Here is a 19,476-nt window from a genome sequence, read left to right on the forward strand (position 1 = left end):
TATACCCCCAATATCTATATAAAGTGTTTTGTCGTTATTTATCATAATATTCTTTTACACTTAAATTTTCACAAGTTTTTATTTCTATTAGATTGTACCACTCTTTTTCGAACTATTCACTAGGTCTTTAGAACTAAGTTGAAAAATTTTTATTAGTAATAAATCAGGTAGAGATTAAATTTGGAATATTTAGAAAATTCAGTTGTTTAGTCATATAAAGTATGATACATTTCTCTTTATTAATACATAAAGGGAAGTGTTTAAAGATGTTAACAAAAGTAAGTCGATTTGCCACCAACACATTCTTAATATGGATGTTAGTTGCTGCTATTATTGGATTTGTGTTTCCAGCACAACTTGCAACAATGAGTGCCTGGGTACCTTATTTACTAGGGATAGTCATGTTGGGAATGGGGTTAACTATTGATCCAAAAGATTTTAAAATAGTGTTTCAATCACCACGTTCAGTTATTATTGGAGTGGTATTACAATATACAATTATGCCATTAACAGCCTTTGCTATAGCGAAACTATTTCATTTGCCACCAGAAGTTGCTATCGGTGTAATCTTAGTAGGGTGCTGTCCAGGTGGTACTTCAAGCAATGTAATGAGCTACCTTGCAAATGCAAATGTTGCGTTATCAGTTGCAATTACAAGTGTTTCGACGTTACTTGCACCAATATTGACACCAGCTTTAATTTATTTATTTGCACATGAATGGCTACAAGTATCATTTATGAGTATGTTTTGGTCAGTCATTCAAGTCATTTTAATACCGATTGCGATAGGTTTTATTTTACAGAAATTATTTAAAAATTTTGCTGCCAAATCTGCTAATGCCTTGCCGATTGTGTCGGTTATCGCAATTTTATTGATTTTAGCTTCAGTAGTAGGTGGTAGTAAGTCTCAAATACTTGAAACTGGATTATTAATTTTTGCAGTTGTCATCTTACATAATCTTGTAGGATACGCACTTGGGTATACATTAGCTAAAATATTTAAGTTAGATAAAGCAGATAAGAAAGCTGTATCTATAGAAGTAGGTATGCAGAACTCTGGGTTAGCTGTATCGTTAGCAACTGTACACTTTAGTCCGCTAGCTGCGGTACCTGGTGCGGTATTTAGTTTGATTCACAATATCACAGGACCGATATTAGCGAAATATTGGCATAAGCGTTAACATATACAAAAACAGTTTGAGTCCGGGACATAAATAAACGTCTCGGACTTATTTCCAATTAGGCAGTAGATGGCTGAATTAAAAATGTAAAGTCTCACTGCTTAATTCATTAAGTTAGTGAAACTTATACACGAACTTCAGCTCAGGTAAACCTTTCAACTCTAGTCATCCTTGCCGGGGTGGGACTACGAAATCTTTATTAGAAAATTTGCTTTCTATCTCACTCCCAAGCTGTTTTTTTGATGGATATTTAGTGCGCAGTAACATCAATACACTTTTAAATATGATAAACTAACAATAAATTCATATTGAATACTAGGGATTATTGGAGGTACTTATGATGTATAAAGCTGTCGTATTTGATTTTGATGGTACGATTATAGATACTGAAAAGCACTTGTTTGAAATTATTAATAAACATTTGAAATACTATGATTTACAAGAAATAACGCTAGGTTTCTATAGACAGTCTATCGGTGGTGCAGCAACTGAGCTACATGAATATTTGGAAGAACAGTTAGGTTTAGCGCGAAAACAATTGGTTTACGACGAACATAACCAAACTAGCAAAGATTTACCAATGATTGCTGATATGCATGACCTCATGAAATACTGTAAACAACGTCACATACCAATGGCAATTGCTACGAGCAGCTATCGAAAAGATATTATGCCAACGTTTGAACAGTTAGGATTGGCATCATATATTGAAGTGGTAGTTGGACGAGAAGACGTGGATGAAATCAAACCGAATCCGGACCCATATTTAACAGCTGTGCAACAATTGAACTATAATCCAGCTAACTGTTTAGCTATTGAAGATTCAGTCAATGGTGCTACCGCGGCGATACGTGCTGGCTTAGACGTGATTGTAAATACTAATGAAATGACACAGTTTCAAGATTTTAGCGAAATGAATTATGTAGGTAAAGATTTAACAGCTGATGAAATCATTTCACGTTATTTTGAAAAGGGTGACAAATAAAGTATGAATGGTTATATCTTATTATTCTTTCTTAGTGGACCATTGGTACTAGCCATTGGCAATTTAGTACTAGGTCCAATATTTAACAAACGAATTCCGTTTAAGGTACATGTTCGATCCTTTATGGTTGGGACTATGGTGTATTTATTAGGCGCAGCATTATTGTATTATTTTGTGTTGCGATCTCAATTTTAATTATAAGTAAAAAGCAGGGCATGCGCTAAACTGACGCATGTCCTGCTTTTTAAATCTATTAGATAAGTTTGAAAATTAAAGTTACAACGACAAGTACTAATAATATTGCATCTATACCAACCATTAAAGCGAAGCGGGGATTTTTTTCACCAGTTTCTTTAGATTTTCTTACAGCTTTTAAATTGGGAATCAAACTAACAATTAACAATATTAATACAATAACACCTAAAATAACACTCACGATTGATCACCACCATGTTTATTTTTGGCTACCCATTCCCATATATATCCAGCGAGTATACCTAAGATTAGACCGACGATAATGCCAATTTTTAAAGCAGAAAATACTGCACTCAATAATATGCAAATAAGTAGTGCTATAGGAATAGTAATCCCGAACTTATATTTTCTTTCAGGCGAATTAACGATGGAAAATAGTGTGAAATATAAAATGCCAAATACAACGATAACAAGTATGCTCTTGAATATTAATTGGCTAATCGAGCTATTAGCGCCACTAAAATAATTTAAAACGAAAAACAATACACCAAAAATAACAGATAGTATCAATGTACGTTTCATTAACTGTTGATTCATATAGAACTCCTTTGAAATAAAATCTCAAGGAAATTATAACATAAAACGTCGTACAATCAGTGATTTATCGGTTTCTCAAAGATTCACTATCGTATTGATGATGGTCGTTCAAATAAGCATAGAATAAACCAATGATTAAACCGCCACCGATATAGTTACCAATTCCGGCACCGATTAAATTGACGATAGCAGATATGAATGACAATGTGTCACTTTGGTAAATGAGTCCACCAGCGAAAAGTACGGAATTATAAACGACGTGTTCATAACCCATAAATGCAAAAATAGAAACACCAAACATCATGACAAACATTTTGGCTAGAATATCATCGATTTGCATAGCGATTACTAAAGAAATGTTAATAAAGAAATTAGCAAATATACCTTTGATGAGAATGGCTAAAAAGCCGGCAGTTAATGTTTTATGTTCAATAGTAGCTTCAAGTTGTGCAAACATTTCTGGTGTCATTACATCGGAACCACGTAGTATGACAAAGAATATAAAACCACCTAAGGCATTGCCTACAAAGCAAAGGGTGAAAATATTTAATACACGAATTGGACTTATGACGTGATAATAGAGTCCAACTGTAAAATACATAAAATTACTTGTTAGTAATTCTGAATTGGTAAAGAGAATTAAAACGAGTGCAAAGCTAAATACAATAGACGCAATTAAATTTGTAGCTCCGACAGGTATTTGTGTATCTAAAGAAGCTCTTATTAGTAATACGAAGACGGTAATTACCCCTAAAATAAAACCAGCCATAATTGCGCGGAGTAAATAGCGTTTGAAATAAAAACTTTGAAGCACATCTTTGGTTCTAATTGTATCGACTACATGATTAATCCATGCTTTACCATAAAAAACTTTATCCCATTTTATGTTTTTCTCATTCAATGTATTGTCCTCACTTTCTTGGAATAAGCAAAGTATACTATGATATCTTGTTTTTGTGAATTAATTCACAAAATATACTAAAATACATTTCTGATGCAGGATGGGATAAAGTAAAATATAACAGTACTTTCTAAAAACATTTAGGTTATTTTCACCCAAATCGTAGTTCCCATTAATATTAAAATTAAAGTGATATACTAAGACAATGCATTTGCAAAATTAAAATAATCAACTAATAAAAAAGACTTTGCTTTTTATTCTAAAATCGCATACAATTAATTACGGGAAATGTAAGCCCTTACAAAAACCAAAATAATTGTTTTAATTTTTTGAATTTATAGTATAATAACGACATAATAAGTGAATTTACAATTACTTATATTTGAATGAGATGGGGTTTGAAAGATGGAAGAGAATAACGAATTACAAAGGGGACTAGGTGCACGTCAAATGCGTATGATTGCACTTGGTGGAACAATTGGTGTAGGACTCTTTATGGGAGCGACGAGTACTATAAAATGGACTGGGCCATCCGTAATATTTGCATATTTAATTGCAGGTATTTTCTTATTTTTAGTTATGAGAGCAATGGGAGAAATGGTTTATTTACACCCAACTTCAGGTTCATTTGCTAACTTCGCAAGTGATTACATACATCCAGTAGCAGGTTATTTAACAGCATGGAGTAATATTTTCCAATGGGTAGTAGTTGGTATGAGTGAGGTAATAGCAGTTGGTGAATATATGAACTATTGGTTCCCAGATTTACCTCAATGGATTCCAGGTGTTATTGTAGTTTTATTATTAGCAGGTGCGAACTTAGTATCTGTAAAAGCATTTGGTGAGTTTGAATTTTGGTTTGCGATGATTAAAGTAGTAACGATTATATTGATGATTGTTGCTGGTTTCGGATTAATTTTCTTTGGGCTTGGAAACGGTGGCGAAGCAATTGGACTTTCTAATTTATGGTCACATGGTGGATTCTTCCCGAATGGTTGGGTAGGTTTCTTCTTTGCACTTTCAATTGTTATCGGTTCGTACCAAGGTGTGGAACTTATCGGTATTACAGCTGGTGAAACTAAAGATCCACAGAAAAATATTAAGAGTGCAGTAAATGGTGTTATCTGGCGTATACTTATCTTCTATATTGGTGCGATTTTCGTAATCGTCACTGTTTATCCATGGGATGAGTTAGGCAATATTGGTAGCCCATTCGTAGCGACATTTGCTAAAGTAGGTATCACATTTGCAGCTGGTCTTATCAACTTTGTAGTGTTAACTGCAGCGATGTCTGGTTGTAACTCAGGTATCTTTAGTGCAAGTCGTATGACGTTGAACTTATCTCAAAAAGGTATGTTACCTAAATTCTTTACGAAAGTAATGAAGAATGGTGTGCCAGTATGGACAGTAGTAGCAATCGCAGTAGGTATTTTAATCGGTGCATTATTAAATGTAATTCTACCTTTATTTATTAAAGGTGCTGATAGTGTATTCGTTTATGTATATAGTGCGTCTATATTACCTGGTATGGTACCGTGGTTTATGATATTAATCAGTCATTTGAGATTTAGAAAAAACCATCCTGAAGAAATTGAAGGACATCCTTTCAAAATGCCAGGTGGTGCGTTCACGAACTACATTACAATGGCATTCTTTATCATGGTATTGATCGGTATGTTATTTAATAAAGAAACTGTAGTTTCTGTAGTAATTGGTATCGTATTCTTATCATTTATGACACTGTTCTTTTTCATCAAAGGTTATCATAAATTAAGTAAAGACCAACAACTTTAATAATTTGTAAGATATGAGGACTTATCCAGTTAATGGATGGGTCCTTTTTTGATGAAAATGCGCATTTATTCGATCATATCTACAAGCATCGTCGTATCAATCTAGTAGAATTGAACAAGCCCTTAATATTCAATTTATATTTTGAAAATGATTAATTTACAGAAAATTAACGTTATTAAAATGTTCACTCAAAACTCGTGATTTAAACTGAATATGTAGCATGATAATACATATTTTAAAGGAGTTATTAATTTATGAAAATCTTCAACAGGTTAGCAACTATTTCTGTAGCAAGTGCAATTGTGGCTGGAACTGCATTGGGGAGTGCACAACCAACGTTTGCGTCTGGTGGTGGAGAAACAGCAAATCAAGATGATAATGTATCTTATATGGGAAATACTAAAAACCCTAAAAACGTAATCTTTTTAGTTGGTGATGGTATGGGTCCTTCATATAACTCAGCATACCGTTATTTTGCAGACAAACCAGAAACAAAAGAAATGGATAAGACAGCATTTGATAACTTTTTAGTAGGGAACCAACGTACGAATCCTAATGATCCAAAAGAAAATGTAACAGATTCTGCAGCAGGTGCTACTGCATTTAGCTCAGGACATAAAACATATAATGGTGCAATAGGTGTCGATGAAAACAAACAAAAAGTTAAAACTGTATTAGAGCAAGCTAAAGAAAATGGTAAATCTACGGGACTTGTCTCTACAGCAGAAATCACAGATGCAACACCTGCAGCATATGCGTCACATGTTGACGATCGTGACAAAAAAGATGAAATTGCGCAACAATTTTACAATGACAAAATCAATGGTCAACATAAAGTAGATGTATTACTTGGTGGTGGTGCAGAGTATTTTGGTAAAGAAAATGGCGATTTAACGAAGAAATTCAAAAAAGATGGCTATGATGTGGTGAAGAATAAATCACAAATGCAAAATTCTAAGAGTAACCAAATTTTAGGTTTGTTTGCAGATAATGACATGCCTCTACAAATTGATGCTCCTAAAAAGAATCCAAAACTAGTTGATATGACAGATACTGCAATCAATAAATTGAAACAAAATCAAAAAGGCTTCTTCTTAATGGTAGAAGGTGCTTCAATTGATAAATCTGGTCACCCGAATGATATTACAGGTGTAATGTCAGAGATGCAAGGTTTCGAAAAAGCGTTTGATTATGCAACAACATATGCGAAAGAAAATCCAGATACACTTATCGTTGCTACTGCTGACCATTCAACGGGTGGTTTATCAATTGCAAAAGGTAAAGATTATGTTTGGAACCCAGACGCAATTCATTCAATGAAACATTCTGGTGCATACATGACTAAACAAATTGCAAGTGGTAAAGATGCAGCTAAAGTTATCAAAGATGGTTATGGTTTCGAAGTGAAACAAGACCAAATTGATAAAATCAATGAAGAAGCTAAGAAAGTAAGCAAACTTGATGAAGAAGACAAAGCATATAAAGATGCATATCAAAAACTTCAAGATGCTGTTCAAAAACCAATTAATGATAAATCTAATACGGGTTGGACAACTTACGGTCATACAGGGGAAGACGTAAATACTTACGCATTTGGTCCTGGTAGTGACAGATTCCACGGCAATATTGATAACACAGATAATGCTAAAAATATCTTTGATTTCTTCCAAAATAACCAACAATAACCAAATGAGTACTGACAGACCGGGACAATAATTTTGTCTCGGTTTTTTCTATACTAAAATATGTAATTTAAAAAGACACTTTCGATTACATGGATAGCTTTTCCATGAAAAATAACGAAAGTGTCTTTTATTATTAATGTATTAATGTTTAAAGCGGATATTTGAAAGATGTTTGCGATAATTATCGAGTGCCATTTTTGATTGTGTAATGGAATCCAAAGCACTTTGATAATTTAAGGCGATGTAACGGTAATATAATATGTCTACTGTAAATAGTTGGGCAAACAAGGATGTAGTTGCTGCCATGCGTAATTCATTTTCATCTGTTTGACCATAAATAATAGTATAATCAGATATTTTAGCAACTGGATTATCATTTGAACTAGAGATTGTAATAATTGGCACACTATAATCTGAAGCAACCTTTGCCATTGATTGCATTTCACTATGATTGCCTTGATTTGTCACGAATATAATACAATCGCGTTCATCATGTGTTGCTAAAGTTGACATGAATAAATGTGTTTCTTGTATAAGCCGCACATTTAGTCCAATGCGTGATAATTTTTGAAATAAATCTGTCACAATAACAAGTGATGCGCCATAGCCAAAGAGAAAAATTGTGCGTGAACGCTTCATAGTATCACAAATATGATCAATACATTGATCATCAATATGGTTGGACACAAAGTTCATTGTATCTGTGGCACGTGATAGCATCTTGTTTTTAAGTGTTGTCACAGATTCATTATCGACGAGTTCAAGATGACTATTGTTAATAGCGTCATCTGGCATATAGCGCGAGATTGCTATTTTAAGGTCTTGAAAGCCTTTATTTGTAATCTTTTTACTAAATCTTACAATAGAAGCTGTACTCGTATCAATTTCGTTAGACAAATCTTGGACAGACATATTTATGATTTTGTGTGGTGTATTTAATATATAATCTGCTATCTTCTTTTCGCTTTTAGTTAGTTGTTTATAATTGCTGTCAATTTTATAGAGTACGTTGGTCATATTTAATCACCTAATGTATCAGATTCTCGCATAGTCTTGGTTGTTCCAAAGAGATAGGTGAATGCGAAGCCACCTGCATATGCTGCGATTAGTCCTGCAATGTAGCCTAAATACATATGATTTGAAATCAATGGCAATAGCGAAATACCACTTGGACCAATTGCTGTTGAGCCGATATGACCGATGCCGCCAATAACAGCGCCTCCGATACCGCCACCAATACATGCAGTGATGAATGGTTTGCCAAGAGGTAAAGTCACACCGTAAATTAGAGGTTCACCAATTCCTAAAAATCCGATTGGTAGCGCACCTTTAATAGTATTTCTTAATGTTGTATTCTTACGGCATCTTACCCAAAGTGCAAGGGCAGCGCCCACTTGTCCAGCTCCAGCCATTGCGGCAATTGGAAGTAAGTATGTTGCTCCAGTTTGATTAATCATTTCGATATGAATAGGCGTAAACATATGATGTAATCCTAACATAACTAATGGTAGGAAGAATGCCCCAATAATAAATCCACTAAAAACGCCCCCAATATCAATGATGCCATTGATAACATGTACCAATCCGTCAGAAACGAATCCTGCTACAGGCATAAAGATAAAGATAGTTAATAAGCCGATGATCAATAATGAAATGGTTGGTGTAACTATGATATCAATGGCATTTGGAACAACTTTATGTAGACGTTTTTCAACGACACTAAGCAACCAAACTGCAAAGATGACACCGATAATACCACCTTGACCAGGTTGAAGGGGTTCACCAGTAAAAATATTAGTAATCATATTTTTATCTGTTAGTCCCGTCAATAATGTAGTACCACCTATAACGCCACCTAAACCAGGAGTTGCTCCGAATTCTTTTGCAGCATTAATTCCAGTGAATATAGCAAGATAAGCAAGCATCCCATCTTTAATCACATTAAATACAGTAACAAGTTGTGTAATCCAATCTCCTGAAATCGTACCTGCAGTTAATAAGTTATTTAACACTGCGGCGATACCGCCAATCAAACCAGCACCTATAAACGCAGGAATTAGAGGAATGAAAATATTGGCAATTGTTTTTAACAATTTGTTAAATTTACCGCGTTTTTGCTGGCTTTGAAATTCTGATTTATTTTTTTGTGCTTGGGCTTCTGCATGCGCACGATAATTTTTTGAATGATGTGGAATTGTTTCACCTAGATCAACGCCACTTAATTCTGACATATGTGCTGCCACTTTATTGACAGTTCCAGGGCCGACAACAATTTGAAGACGTTCATCTTTAACAACACCCATAACCCCTTGTATGGATTTAAGTTGCTCGTAATTTACTTTGCTTTCATCAATCAATTTAATTCTGACTCGAGTCATACAATTGATGATGCTATCGATATTGTCCATACCGCCGACAGCATCAATAATATTTTCGGCTAATACTTGTTCTTTTGTCATATCAGGGCCTCCTTTAAATAATCGTATATATGATTATCATTAAAATTTGAAGCATATTTATTTTATTTTAAAAAATGAATTAAAATTGAATGGCCTTTTTAATGATATTGCCATTTTCAGCTAGTCTTGTGATTGCTTCTGATTTATCAATATTACATATATGCATGACGACTGCGACTTTCAAGTTTTGGTCAGCAGCGTGATACAGTTGTTCTGCCTCAGTATATGTTGCATCGCATATATCTTGAATGATTCGTATTGAACGATCGACAAGTTTTTCATTTGTTGCTTTAACATCGACCATCAGGTTACCGTAAACTTTACCGACACCGACCATAGTTAATGTAGAGATCATGTTAAGGATGAGCTTTTGAGCAGTACCTGACTTTAATCGTGTGGATCCGGTTAATACTTCTGGACCAACATTTACTTCGATAGGGTGCTGAGCCAATTTACTAATTTCTGTATGAGTATTACATGAGATAGCGACTGTTTGAGCACCTATAGAAGTAGCGTATTTCAAACCACCTTTTACATAAGGGGTTCTACCACTAGCAGCTATACCGATAACGACATCATTATGATTAAGATGTAATTGAGCTAAATCATTTTGTGCAAGTGATTCACTATCTTCTGCTCCTTCAACTGCAACGGTCATTGCTTTTTGACCACCTGCAATCAAACCAATGATTTCGTCTGGAGATGTGTTGAACGTAGGCACACATTCTGCTGCATCAAGTACACCTAAACGACCACTTGTGCCGGCACCAATGTAAAAGATACGGCCACCAAGCTTAAACTGATGTGTTGTCATCTGTATGACATTGGCTAGCTGGGGTAAGATGGATTTTATCTGTTGAGGTACTTTTTGATCTTCAGCATTCATTGTTTCTAAAGCTTCAAGAATCGTCATTTCATCTAAATGCATTGTGGCTTCATTTCTTGCTTCTGTAATTGAATTATTCATGGTTCAACTCCTAGAAATTATATTAAATTCAAATGTGTCATTTGGACGTAAGCACTCAATTAGTGGTAAATCATGCTTGGCAACGTGACCTACAATATTGATGTGTGGATGTTGTGGTAAGGGTTGCTTAATTAATTGTAATTCTCCTTGATAGCGACCATTTAGTTGATTATCAACCGTTATAGCACCATACGTACGCATTTTTATGAAATTAGGTTGAATATCGGACTGGCAATAATGACGTGCTTCTTGGGAACGAATAACATGTTCAGGGTTGTCAACGCGCACAGTGTGTTGATTTTGTAAAATGTATTCACATTGTTCATCGTATAAAGTTATCGGTAACTTGAAGTGTCTATCTCTAATAGCTGTAATTAATTGTTGTGCTTGATCTGGTTCAAAAGATGGATCGCCAATGATGACGTGTTGGGTGTGATGATTCAGTAATAACTGTGCGCTAACGACAGGATGCACATCACGAGTTACTTCAATCGTTGGAAGGCCTTTATATAAAGGTCCTCGCTTTGTTGTGCCAGCAATAAATGCATAAATATTTGCGTTAGCGTTATATTTTAAGATGCGTTTATTCTGTGAATGAACATATGAAGCGGTTAAGCCTGTGTCTGGACGAGGATAGTAGTTGTGACAATAACATAATCGGTCGAAACTATCTAATTGCGTGTTGAGTTGACGTAACAATGATTCTGATATAATGCTTGCATTTAGACAACAAAGAAAGCCATTATCAACAATTTCACGGATAACTTCAATAGAGGTGCTATGGTCGATACGTATAATAAATTCAGCCGATGTATGTTGCTTTAGAAATTGAAAAAAAGAACGGTTAAGTAGTGAAGGATTGATATCTATCATGTAGGTTAAAGTATCGTTAGCTAAATATGCGAAAAGTTCCTCTAAATAACGATACTTAGTACTTTCATCTTCTTCTGGTATTTGAACAGAAGTGAAAATCGTTGAATAGCCTAAATCAACCATATGCCTAATATATGATTTGTTTATTGGTTGTCCAAGGTAAACCGAAAAGCCATGCATTAAGATCACTCCCTTTGTTTATATACTGTAATCGGTTTCATTGTACAATACATGAAATAGTATTACAATTTCAAATTTCTTAAATCTATAAATCCGTAATATTGTTACAGAAAATATAAAAGTTGTTGGTGAATTCTTAGTAATCGTTGTTGAATGGCATCAATATGTTTAGGCGTATTGCCAACGGTTAATTCGTCAATGGGCTGTTTTATTTGGTCTGAAAGAAATAGGTAATAATTGTAGTGGAATAGCGACATGTGTCTGAGGTTCAAATCACTAAAGGCTTCATACTCAGATTCAACAAATGTGTGGATATCAGTTTTATATTGAAGTTTGTGCTTATGATTTGTGACATAACCAAATTTAAATATTTCTATTAGATTTATGAGTTTAGCAATGCGTGTTTCTAAATCGTGGAATTCTAGATGATACATATAATCTTCCTTTCATTGATAATGAGTTAATGTAAGATATGTAAATATGAATCGAGAGGGGAAAGGTGCTAGAGCAGAAAGCAAATTAGCTAATAGAGATTTCGTAGACCTACAACGGTAAGGATGGCTTGTTTTGAAAAAGTATCTGAGACTTCTTTTTTAGTAGGAAGTTTGGAAAATGTGAGTGAAGCGATGATAGGTAAAATAGATTGTATTAAAAGGGTTGTTTAGAATGTTACCACATTAAGTTAAAAGTTGAGGAAGTGTTTTGTGAACAAATGATTAGTTCTAAAAAATCCAACTGAAGGCTAAAGCTCAGTTGGATTTGAAAATTGCTGATAATTATTAACGGTTATGTCTTGTGTCTTAATTGTCTTGCCAAATGAGTATGAAATATCATGTATATCAACAATAGGTATTTCATTCGTTTTACCAAGTCCAATTTCAAAAATTACAGCTTTCCATAGACCTTCTTCACAAAGTAAGCCAATAAAAATAACATTTTCAGTTACAATAGCTGAGCGATTGTCATATTCCATTGCCATTACATTTCTTTCAGTACAATAGATAAGTATATCTGAAAAAATAGTAGGCAAGTTTGCATGTTCACTATGGTCAAATTTTATATAGCGATCTAGTTTTTTTAAAGCACGCCTCATTTTCGTATAAGGCAAGTTCAAACATTTTTTTATAATTGCATTAATTTCTTCTTTATAAGGTAATGTTGAATAAGATTGACTTTCATTAAGTACGAGAAATAAAGCGGACAATTGATGTTCTGTTAGCTCTATTTCATAACTATTCGGTGCTTCTTGCAATTGGTAACCGCCGAGTTTACCGTGTTTTGCAAGAATTTTAACGCCTTGATCTTCTAAGTCTTGGATGTCACGTAAAATTGTACGTTTCGAAACATTTAAGTCTGTTGCTAATTCTGACGCAGTAATTTGTCTATTCTCTTGAATAGCTAGAACAAGTTTGTTTTGTCTTTCGCGTTTATTCATTTAGAAAGTCACCTCCCGAATGATTACATATTACATTTATTATAGCATAAAAGTGACAATGACGACATTTAGAACAAAAAAAGTGAATTTTTTAAAGAAAACGCTTACATTTTCGTGTAACTTATGTTAATATAAATTTAGTAACAAGGGGGTAGCGAATAGATGGCAAAGGGGTAGGCTATTACATATAGTTTTGTTTACATCTATTTGTTCGAGTTACGAATCAAACATCTTCAATATTTATTACTTACTTTCCTTTCTATTTAACCGATTAGCCACGCTAATCGGTTTTATTTTATTCAATATATAAATGGGCGATTTTAAATAATGTTATATGATAAAATATAACAAATTATACATAGTAATTTTTAAATAATTATATAAAAAAAGAGGTGTAACTCAAATGGAAAGCGCGCAATTAATGCAAGTCGATGATGCTATTAATACATGGCTTGCGACACTTGACGATATTATTCCGAAGCTGATAAATGATATGGTTACGACGACTAAGCAAAATAGATTTGACTTAGTTACGAATGTAGATAAAATGATTCAACAAAATTTTGAACGATTTTTGAATGAACATTTTCCCAATCATCAGTTGTTTGCCGAAGAAAAATCGAATGATGATATTAATGCAAAACAGGGACATGTTTGGATTATGGATCCTATAGATGGTACGACAAATTTAGTTAAGCAACAAGAAGATTATTGTATTATACTGGGATATTTTGTCGACGGAGAACCAATACTATCATACATATATGATTACCCTCATGGCCAACTTTATAAAGCTATAAAAGGTTATGGTGCTTATGTTAATGGCAAGTCGTTACAGGAACCAGAGATGCTTGAATTAAAGGATGCGATTGTATCATATAATCCATTGGTGATTAATGATGACACGATTAGCGATTTAAATGCAGCTACGTTTGGATATAGATGTATTGGTTCATGTGGGTTAGATTCTATGAGAGTAGTTAAGGGGCAATTTGGTGCACACGTTAACACTAATCCTAAACCATGGGATATTGCAGCCCAATTTTTATTTGCTAGTGAGTTAGGCTTGAAAATGACTACCTTAGATAATGAACCGTTAGATTTTTCAACGGCTGGTCCTTTTATTATTAGTAATAAAGGCTGTCACGCAGACATGTTAGCAATCTTGAATGCTGGCGATGGTTATAAGAAATATTAAATTGATAACTTTTATTAATTAAAAAAAGAATAGGACTAAAGCACTATGTCATAATTTTTTTATTACTATATAATGTAATATTAAATAGAGTATAAAATTGAATAGAGAAATGGAGAATGATAAATGTGAATCGTTCTGATAAAAAAAGAAAGATGAGTGTACCTGCTAAGATTATGTTATGGTTTTTTGGAATATTAGTATTATTGGCATTATTAGCAGTTATTTATTTAGGATTTAAAATCTTTTCAGTTGGGGGAGCTATACACAATCCTTTAGATAGAGAAAAATCTGAACTTAGAGATAAAAATGTGAATTTAAAAGATGGAGATCCATTCACTATTGCATTATTTGGTGTTGATTCTGATGCAAAAAGAGCAGCAAATGGTGGTGGCCAACGTAGTGATACGATTATGGTATTGTCAGTGAATCCAGAAAAGAAAACAACTGAAATCGTAAGTATCCCAAGAGACACTCAAGCGGATATCGTAGGTAAAGGAACAACAGAAAAAATTAATCATGCTTATGCTTATGGTGGCCCTGATATGGCAGTTAAATCTGTAGAAAAATTATTAAATGTGCCAATTGATCACTATGCAACGATAGATATGGATGGTATGAAAGACATGATCGATACAGTTGGTGGCATTACAGTAACAAGTAATGCAACATTCTCATTCCATGGCTATCACTTCACACAAGGTGAAAAAACTGAAATGGATGGTAATGAAGCGATGGCGTTTATTAGAAGTCGTAAAGAAGATGGTGCAGGTGGAGACTTTGGTAGACAAGAACGTCAACAACTCGTAATTCAAGGATTAGCAAATAAATTAACAGGCATAAGTTCTGTAACACATTTTAATTCTTTGATGAATCACGTTGAAGATAATGTGAAAACTGATTTAACAATCGGTGAATTAAACACAGTTAGAAGTAATTATAAAAATGCGAACGACAACGTTCATAGACATCAACTTGATGGTCAAGGCGGTATTCAAGACGACGGATTATATTATTTTGTGCCAAGTGAAAGTTCATTAAGTGAAATCGAATCTAGCATCAAAGACAACTTAGGTATTTAATTTTTAGAGACTCTGTAAATTGCGTTTTTCGCAAATACGGAGTCTTTTTTTATACGTTATCCCTGAAAGGTAACAAATATCTTCGTATGTCTTTAGCGCATAGTAATAAAAAAGGACATGAATTAAATGTGAGGCTATTTTATTAAAAGTGAGTAAATATAATAGAAAACCTTAACATTTCCTCAAAATACCTATACAATATAAAGTAACATTATCTTGAAAAAGTGTGGGGCTTTTTAGATGTAATGTTATAAAACATCTTAAGAAGTTAAATGCATGGGCAAAACAAATATAAAAGCAGGGGTGAAGAAGATGCAAGAACATTTAATTGTCTCATTAGATGGCAAAGATTATCTTGTTGAACCTGGAACAAATTTATTACAATTTATTAAATCTCAAGACACGTTTGTTCCATCAATATGTTATAACGAATCGCTTGGTCCAATTCAAACATGTGATACATGTACCGTTGAAATTGATGGTCAAATGCAACGCGCATGTAGTACAACAATCGACAAACCAATGGTTGTACATACACAAAATGACAAAGTACAAACGAGTCAAAAAGAAGCATTGGATCGAATTTTAGAGAAACACATGCTATATTGTACAGTTTGTGATTATAACAATGGTGATTGTGAAATTCACAATACGATGGATCAGTGGGGCTTAGAACATCAAACATACGAATATAAAGAGAAACCATATGAAAAAGATTACGGTCCATTTTATCGTTATGATCCAAATCAATGTATCTTATGTGGACGTTGTGTAGAAGTATGTCAGGACGTACAAGTTAACGAAACATTGACGATTGACTGGGAACGCCAACAACCACGTGTTATATGGGATAATGATACTTCAATTAATGACTCATCATGTGTTGGATGTGGCCAATGTGCAACTGTTTGTCCATGTAACGCAATGATGGAAGTCAATATGGAAGGTAACGCCGGCTATATGACAGATTTAGAACCAGGTTCTTTAGCAGCGATGATTGATTTAACGAAAAAAGCAGAACCAGGTTATGGTCCTTTATTTGCAGTTTCTGACTCAGAAGCAGCTATGCGTGAAGAACGCATCGAAAAAACAAAAACGGTATGTACATATTGTGGTGTAGGTTGTTCTTTCGATGTTTGGACAAAAGATAGAGAAGTATTAAAAGTTCAACCTCAACATGAATCACCAGCCAATAAAATTTCTTCATGTGTGAAAGGTAAATTTGGTTGGGATTATATTGACTCTGACGAACGTTTGACGAAACCATTAGTTCGTAAAAATGGTCAGTTTGAAGAAGTAGAGTGGGAAGAAGCATTAAGTGTTGTAGCTGAAAACTTTAATAAAGTTAAAGCATCGCACGGTTCTGATGGATTAGCCTTTATTTCTTCTTCAAAAGCAACAAATGAAGAATCTTACCTTATGCAGAAATTAGCAAGACAAGTCATTGGTACAAATAATGTGGATAACTGTTCACGTTATTGCCAAGCACCAGCAACGAAAGGCTTGTTCAGAACGGTTGGTCATGGTGGTGACTCAGGTTCCATTGAAGACCTTGAAATTGCTGATATGGTTGTATTAATAGGAACAAATACAGCCGAAGCACACCCAGTTATTGCATCACGTATTAAACGTGGTCATAAATTATATAACAATACGCTCAATGTATTCGATATTCGTAAGCATGAAATGGCTGAGCGTGCAGACAACTTCTATCAACCGAAACCAGGTACAGACTTAGTATGGCTATCTGCTGTAACGAAGTATATTATTGATAACGACTTACATGATCAAGCATTTATCAATGAGTGGGTAAATAGTTTTGATGAATATTATAAATCTTTAGAACCTTATACAATGGCATTCGCCGAAGAAACTACAGGCATCTCTCAAGACGCATTAATTGATTTTGCTCAACAAGTTGCAGATGCGAAATCTGTATCAATTGCTTGGGCAATGGGTGTAACGCAACAAGATATTGGTAGTGATACGTCTACTGCAATTTCAAACTTATTATTAGCAACAGGAAACTATAGAAAACCAGGTTCTGGTGCATATCCACTACGTGGACACAACAACGTTCAAGGCTGTAGTGATATGGGTAGTATGCCTGATCAATTCCCTGGTTATCAGAAAGTTACAGATGATGTTATTAGAGCTAAATTTGAACGTGAATATGGCGAAACATTACCAAGCAAAGTTGGTAAAGATAATCATCAAATGATGGAAGGAATTCATAACGGCGAAATCGATTCACTCTATTTATATGGTGAAGATACTGGCATCGTTGATTCAAATATAAACTTTGTGCAAGCTGCGCTAGAAAAAGTTGGATTTTTAGTTGTTCAAGATGAGTTCTTTACGTTTACAGCAACGTATGCAGATGTGGTATTACCTGCGAGTCCATCATTAGAAAAAACTGGAACATTCACTAATACAGAACGCCGTATTCAACGTTTATATCAAGCATTAGAACCTAAAGGCGATTCAAAACCAGACTGGCAAATTATTCAAGCTGTAGCTAAATCATTAGGTTATGATTGGAATTATGAACATCCAAGTCAAATCATGGACGAAATTGCACGTCTAACACCGCTTTACTCTGGTGTGAACTATGACAGATTAGATGGTTATAATAGTTTACAATGGCCAGTAGCAGAAGATGGTACGGATGAGCCAACGCTATATCTTAATGGATTTAATTTTGAAGATAAAAAAGCGAATTTCTATCCATTGACATTCGATAATTTCTTTAAAGTAAATGAAGAGTATGATTTACATGTTAATAATGGTCGTTTACTAGAGCATTTCCATGAAGGTAACATGACGTATAAAGTGCCTGGTTTAGAATACAAAGTGCCAAATGCGTTTGTTGAAGTATCGCCAGAACTTGCTGAAGATAGAGGCATTCATGAAGGTGCTGAAATTAAATTAATTTCTGAAACTGGTGAAGTGGAACTCGTTGCACACGTAACAGATAGAGTTAAGGGCAAAGAGATTTATATTCCATTAAATAACAATGCGATGGCAAATGGTGATCACGGTGCAATTAATCTACTAACAAATAGTGATGTAGATAAAGATACAGATACGCCATCATATAAACGTACAAGTTGCCGTATGGAAGTGAAAACGCGTAGAGGTAAGTCACCATTGAACCCTACAAACTTCCGTATGAATAAGCAACGTCAACCACAATATAGTGTTCGTGTTCAAGATAAATGGAAGCGTGAAGATTATACATTCCCAGGAAGTCAGGTGAATAAATAATGGCTGAAAGAATAACGAATATTAAACGTATGCAGAAATCTGAAGAACAGATTAAACAAGAAAGCTTAGCAGAAGTGACTGATGCCATTGCAGCAAATAAGGATAGTATCTTAAAAGCAATCAATCTAATTAGTACTTTAGATGATGCGAAACTCCTAGATGCTATGTCTGGTGCAGTCAAGAGTAGAGGCGTTATTGCGAATAAATTCTCTGTAGAGTTAAACAAAGAACAATATACTGGATTAATATCGAACATGGCTTCATTGGTATTTTTACTTGGAGATTTAGATGTTGATGATTTAACGACTATGTTGAATAAAGTTAACAAAGGGCTTAGTGTTGCAAATAAAGCAAATCCAAATCAAAAAACATCAATTACTGGCTTAATGGGCATCTTAAAAGATGACGAAATGAATCGTAGCTTAACTTATATGTTGAACATGTTAAGAGGTATGTCGAGAGATTCGTAAAGTATATTTTGGGAAAACGATTTTAAATCAGTTTTGAAGTTGATAAAACTATATATGTACATGAGTGAGCTTTAGAAATCAAATGTGAATCATTTGGTTTCTGACTCACTCTTTTTTTGTTGTTTGAAAAATGACATATTGAAACTATACTAAATGTGATACAATTTCTATTATTGGAGATAAATTTATACTTAGTAAAGTGCAAGGAGT

The 19,476-nt window shown here is 34.1% G+C and carries 18 protein-coding genes; 9 read left to right on the forward strand and 9 right to left on the reverse strand.

The genetic code is table 11. The features are described 5' to 3' along the window. Nucleotides 1–266 precede the first annotated feature (266 nt). The 3 genes from ACSULM_RS02725 (at nt 267) to ACSULM_RS02735 (ending at nt 2,361) form a co-directional block, all read left to right on the forward strand. Nucleotides 267–1,181: a bile acid:sodium symporter family protein gene (locus ACSULM_RS02725; protein WP_436860341.1), complete on the forward strand. Its 915-nt coding sequence runs from the start codon at nt 267–269 to the stop codon at nt 1,179–1,181. A gap of 340 nt (nt 1,182–1,521) precedes the next feature. Further along, the gene (locus ACSULM_RS02730) at nt 1,522–2,166 is read left to right on the forward strand and encodes an HAD family hydrolase (protein ID WP_436860590.1); all 645 of its coding nucleotides are present in this window, start codon (nt 1,522–1,524) and stop codon (nt 2,164–2,166) included. Nucleotides 2,167–2,169: 3 nt separating this feature from the next. Then, entirely contained in the window at nt 2,170–2,361 is a 192-nt protein-coding gene (locus ACSULM_RS02735) for a hypothetical protein (RefSeq protein ID WP_436854662.1), read from the forward strand. 58 nt (nt 2,362–2,419) lie between these two features. On the opposite strand, the gene ACSULM_RS02740 is transcribed toward ACSULM_RS02735, so the two are convergent. The 3 genes from ACSULM_RS02740 to ACSULM_RS02750 form a co-directional block, all read right to left on the reverse strand. After that, a complete protein-coding gene (locus ACSULM_RS02740) occupies nt 2,420–2,602 on the reverse strand; it encodes a hypothetical protein (RefSeq protein WP_436854664.1) in 183 nt (60 codons plus the stop codon). Then, nucleotides 2,599–2,958, reverse strand: a complete 360-nt coding sequence (locus tag ACSULM_RS02745; RefSeq protein WP_436860342.1) for a hypothetical protein — start codon at nt 2,956–2,958, stop codon at nt 2,599–2,601. The genes ACSULM_RS02740 and ACSULM_RS02745 overlap by 4 nt, the downstream gene beginning before the upstream one ends. A 64-nt stretch (nt 2,959–3,022) precedes the next feature. Then, on the reverse strand, nt 3,023–3,859 hold the full coding sequence (locus ACSULM_RS02750; protein WP_436860344.1) for a formate/nitrite transporter family protein: 837 nt from the start codon (nt 3,857–3,859) through the stop codon (nt 3,023–3,025). 405 nt (nt 3,860–4,264) lie between these two features. On the opposite strand from ACSULM_RS02750, the gene ACSULM_RS02755 reads away from it, so the two are divergent. Together ACSULM_RS02755 and ACSULM_RS02760 are read left to right on the forward strand one after the other, a co-directional pair. After that, a complete protein-coding gene (locus tag ACSULM_RS02755; RefSeq protein WP_436860346.1) occupies nt 4,265–5,653 on the forward strand; it encodes an amino acid permease in 1,389 nt (462 codons plus the stop codon). A gap of 254 nt (nt 5,654–5,907) precedes the next feature. After that, complete coding sequence (locus tag ACSULM_RS02760) at nt 5,908–7,338, forward strand: alkaline phosphatase (RefSeq protein WP_436860348.1); 1,431 nt, start codon at nt 5,908–5,910, stop codon at nt 7,336–7,338. Between the two features lie 141 nt (nt 7,339–7,479). Here ACSULM_RS02760 and ACSULM_RS02765 read toward each other — a convergent pair whose 3' ends face one another. The 6 genes from ACSULM_RS02765 to ACSULM_RS02790 all read right to left on the reverse strand — a co-directional run bounded on the left by ACSULM_RS02765 (nt 7,480) and on the right by ACSULM_RS02790 (nt 13,252). Beyond that, nucleotides 7,480–8,355, reverse strand: a complete 876-nt coding sequence (locus ACSULM_RS02765) for a MurR/RpiR family transcriptional regulator (protein ID WP_436854674.1) — start codon at nt 8,353–8,355, stop codon at nt 7,480–7,482. A 2-nt stretch (nt 8,356–8,357) separates the two neighbouring features. After that, the gene (locus tag ACSULM_RS02770; RefSeq protein WP_436860350.1) at nt 8,358–9,797 is read right to left on the reverse strand and encodes a PTS transporter subunit EIIC; all 1,440 of its coding nucleotides are present in this window, start codon (nt 9,795–9,797) and stop codon (nt 8,358–8,360) included. Between the two features lie 79 nt (nt 9,798–9,876). Beyond that, the gene (murQ, locus tag ACSULM_RS02775; RefSeq protein ID WP_436860353.1) at nt 9,877–10,764 is read right to left on the reverse strand and encodes an N-acetylmuramic acid 6-phosphate etherase; all 888 of its coding nucleotides are present in this window, start codon (nt 10,762–10,764) and stop codon (nt 9,877–9,879) included. 3 nt (nt 10,765–10,767) lie between these two features. Then, complete coding sequence (locus ACSULM_RS02780; RefSeq protein WP_436860356.1) at nt 10,768–11,817, reverse strand: MupG family TIM beta-alpha barrel fold protein; 1,050 nt, start codon at nt 11,815–11,817, stop codon at nt 10,768–10,770. Between the two features lie 104 nt (nt 11,818–11,921). Beyond that, nucleotides 11,922–12,251, reverse strand: coding sequence for a hypothetical protein (locus ACSULM_RS02785; RefSeq protein WP_436860358.1), 330 nt, complete (start codon nt 12,249–12,251; stop codon nt 11,922–11,924). A 308-nt stretch (nt 12,252–12,559) separates the two neighbouring features. Further along, on the reverse strand, nt 12,560–13,252 hold the full coding sequence (locus tag ACSULM_RS02790) for a helix-turn-helix transcriptional regulator (protein ID WP_436860360.1): 693 nt from the start codon (nt 13,250–13,252) through the stop codon (nt 12,560–12,562). Nucleotides 13,253–13,655: 403 nt separating this feature from the next. Here ACSULM_RS02790 and ACSULM_RS02795 point away from each other — a divergent pair, with 403 nt between their 5' ends. The 4 genes from ACSULM_RS02795 (at nt 13,656) to ACSULM_RS02810 (ending at nt 19,266) form a co-directional block, all read left to right on the forward strand. After that, the gene (locus ACSULM_RS02795) at nt 13,656–14,450 is read left to right on the forward strand and encodes an inositol monophosphatase family protein (protein ID WP_436860362.1); all 795 of its coding nucleotides are present in this window, start codon (nt 13,656–13,658) and stop codon (nt 14,448–14,450) included. 116 nt (nt 14,451–14,566) lie between these two features. After that, nucleotides 14,567–15,529: an LCP family glycopolymer transferase gene (locus ACSULM_RS02800; RefSeq protein ID WP_436860364.1), complete on the forward strand. Its 963-nt coding sequence runs from the start codon at nt 14,567–14,569 to the stop codon at nt 15,527–15,529. A 312-nt stretch (nt 15,530–15,841) separates the two neighbouring features. After that, nucleotides 15,842–18,796 (forward strand): formate dehydrogenase subunit alpha, encoded by a 2,955-nt coding sequence (gene fdhF, locus ACSULM_RS02805; RefSeq protein ID WP_436860366.1) that lies wholly within the window; start codon nt 15,842–15,844, stop codon nt 18,794–18,796. Beyond that, nucleotides 18,796–19,266: a DUF1641 domain-containing protein gene (locus ACSULM_RS02810; RefSeq protein WP_436854693.1), complete on the forward strand. Its 471-nt coding sequence runs from the start codon at nt 18,796–18,798 to the stop codon at nt 19,264–19,266. Before fdhF ends, ACSULM_RS02810 begins: the two co-directional genes overlap by 1 nt. Nucleotides 19,267–19,476: the final 210 nt, after the last annotated feature.

Source organism: Staphylococcus caeli (genome assembly GCF_051413795.1).
Taxonomy (GTDB): Bacteria; Bacillota; Bacilli; order Staphylococcales; family Staphylococcaceae; genus Staphylococcus; species Staphylococcus caeli_A.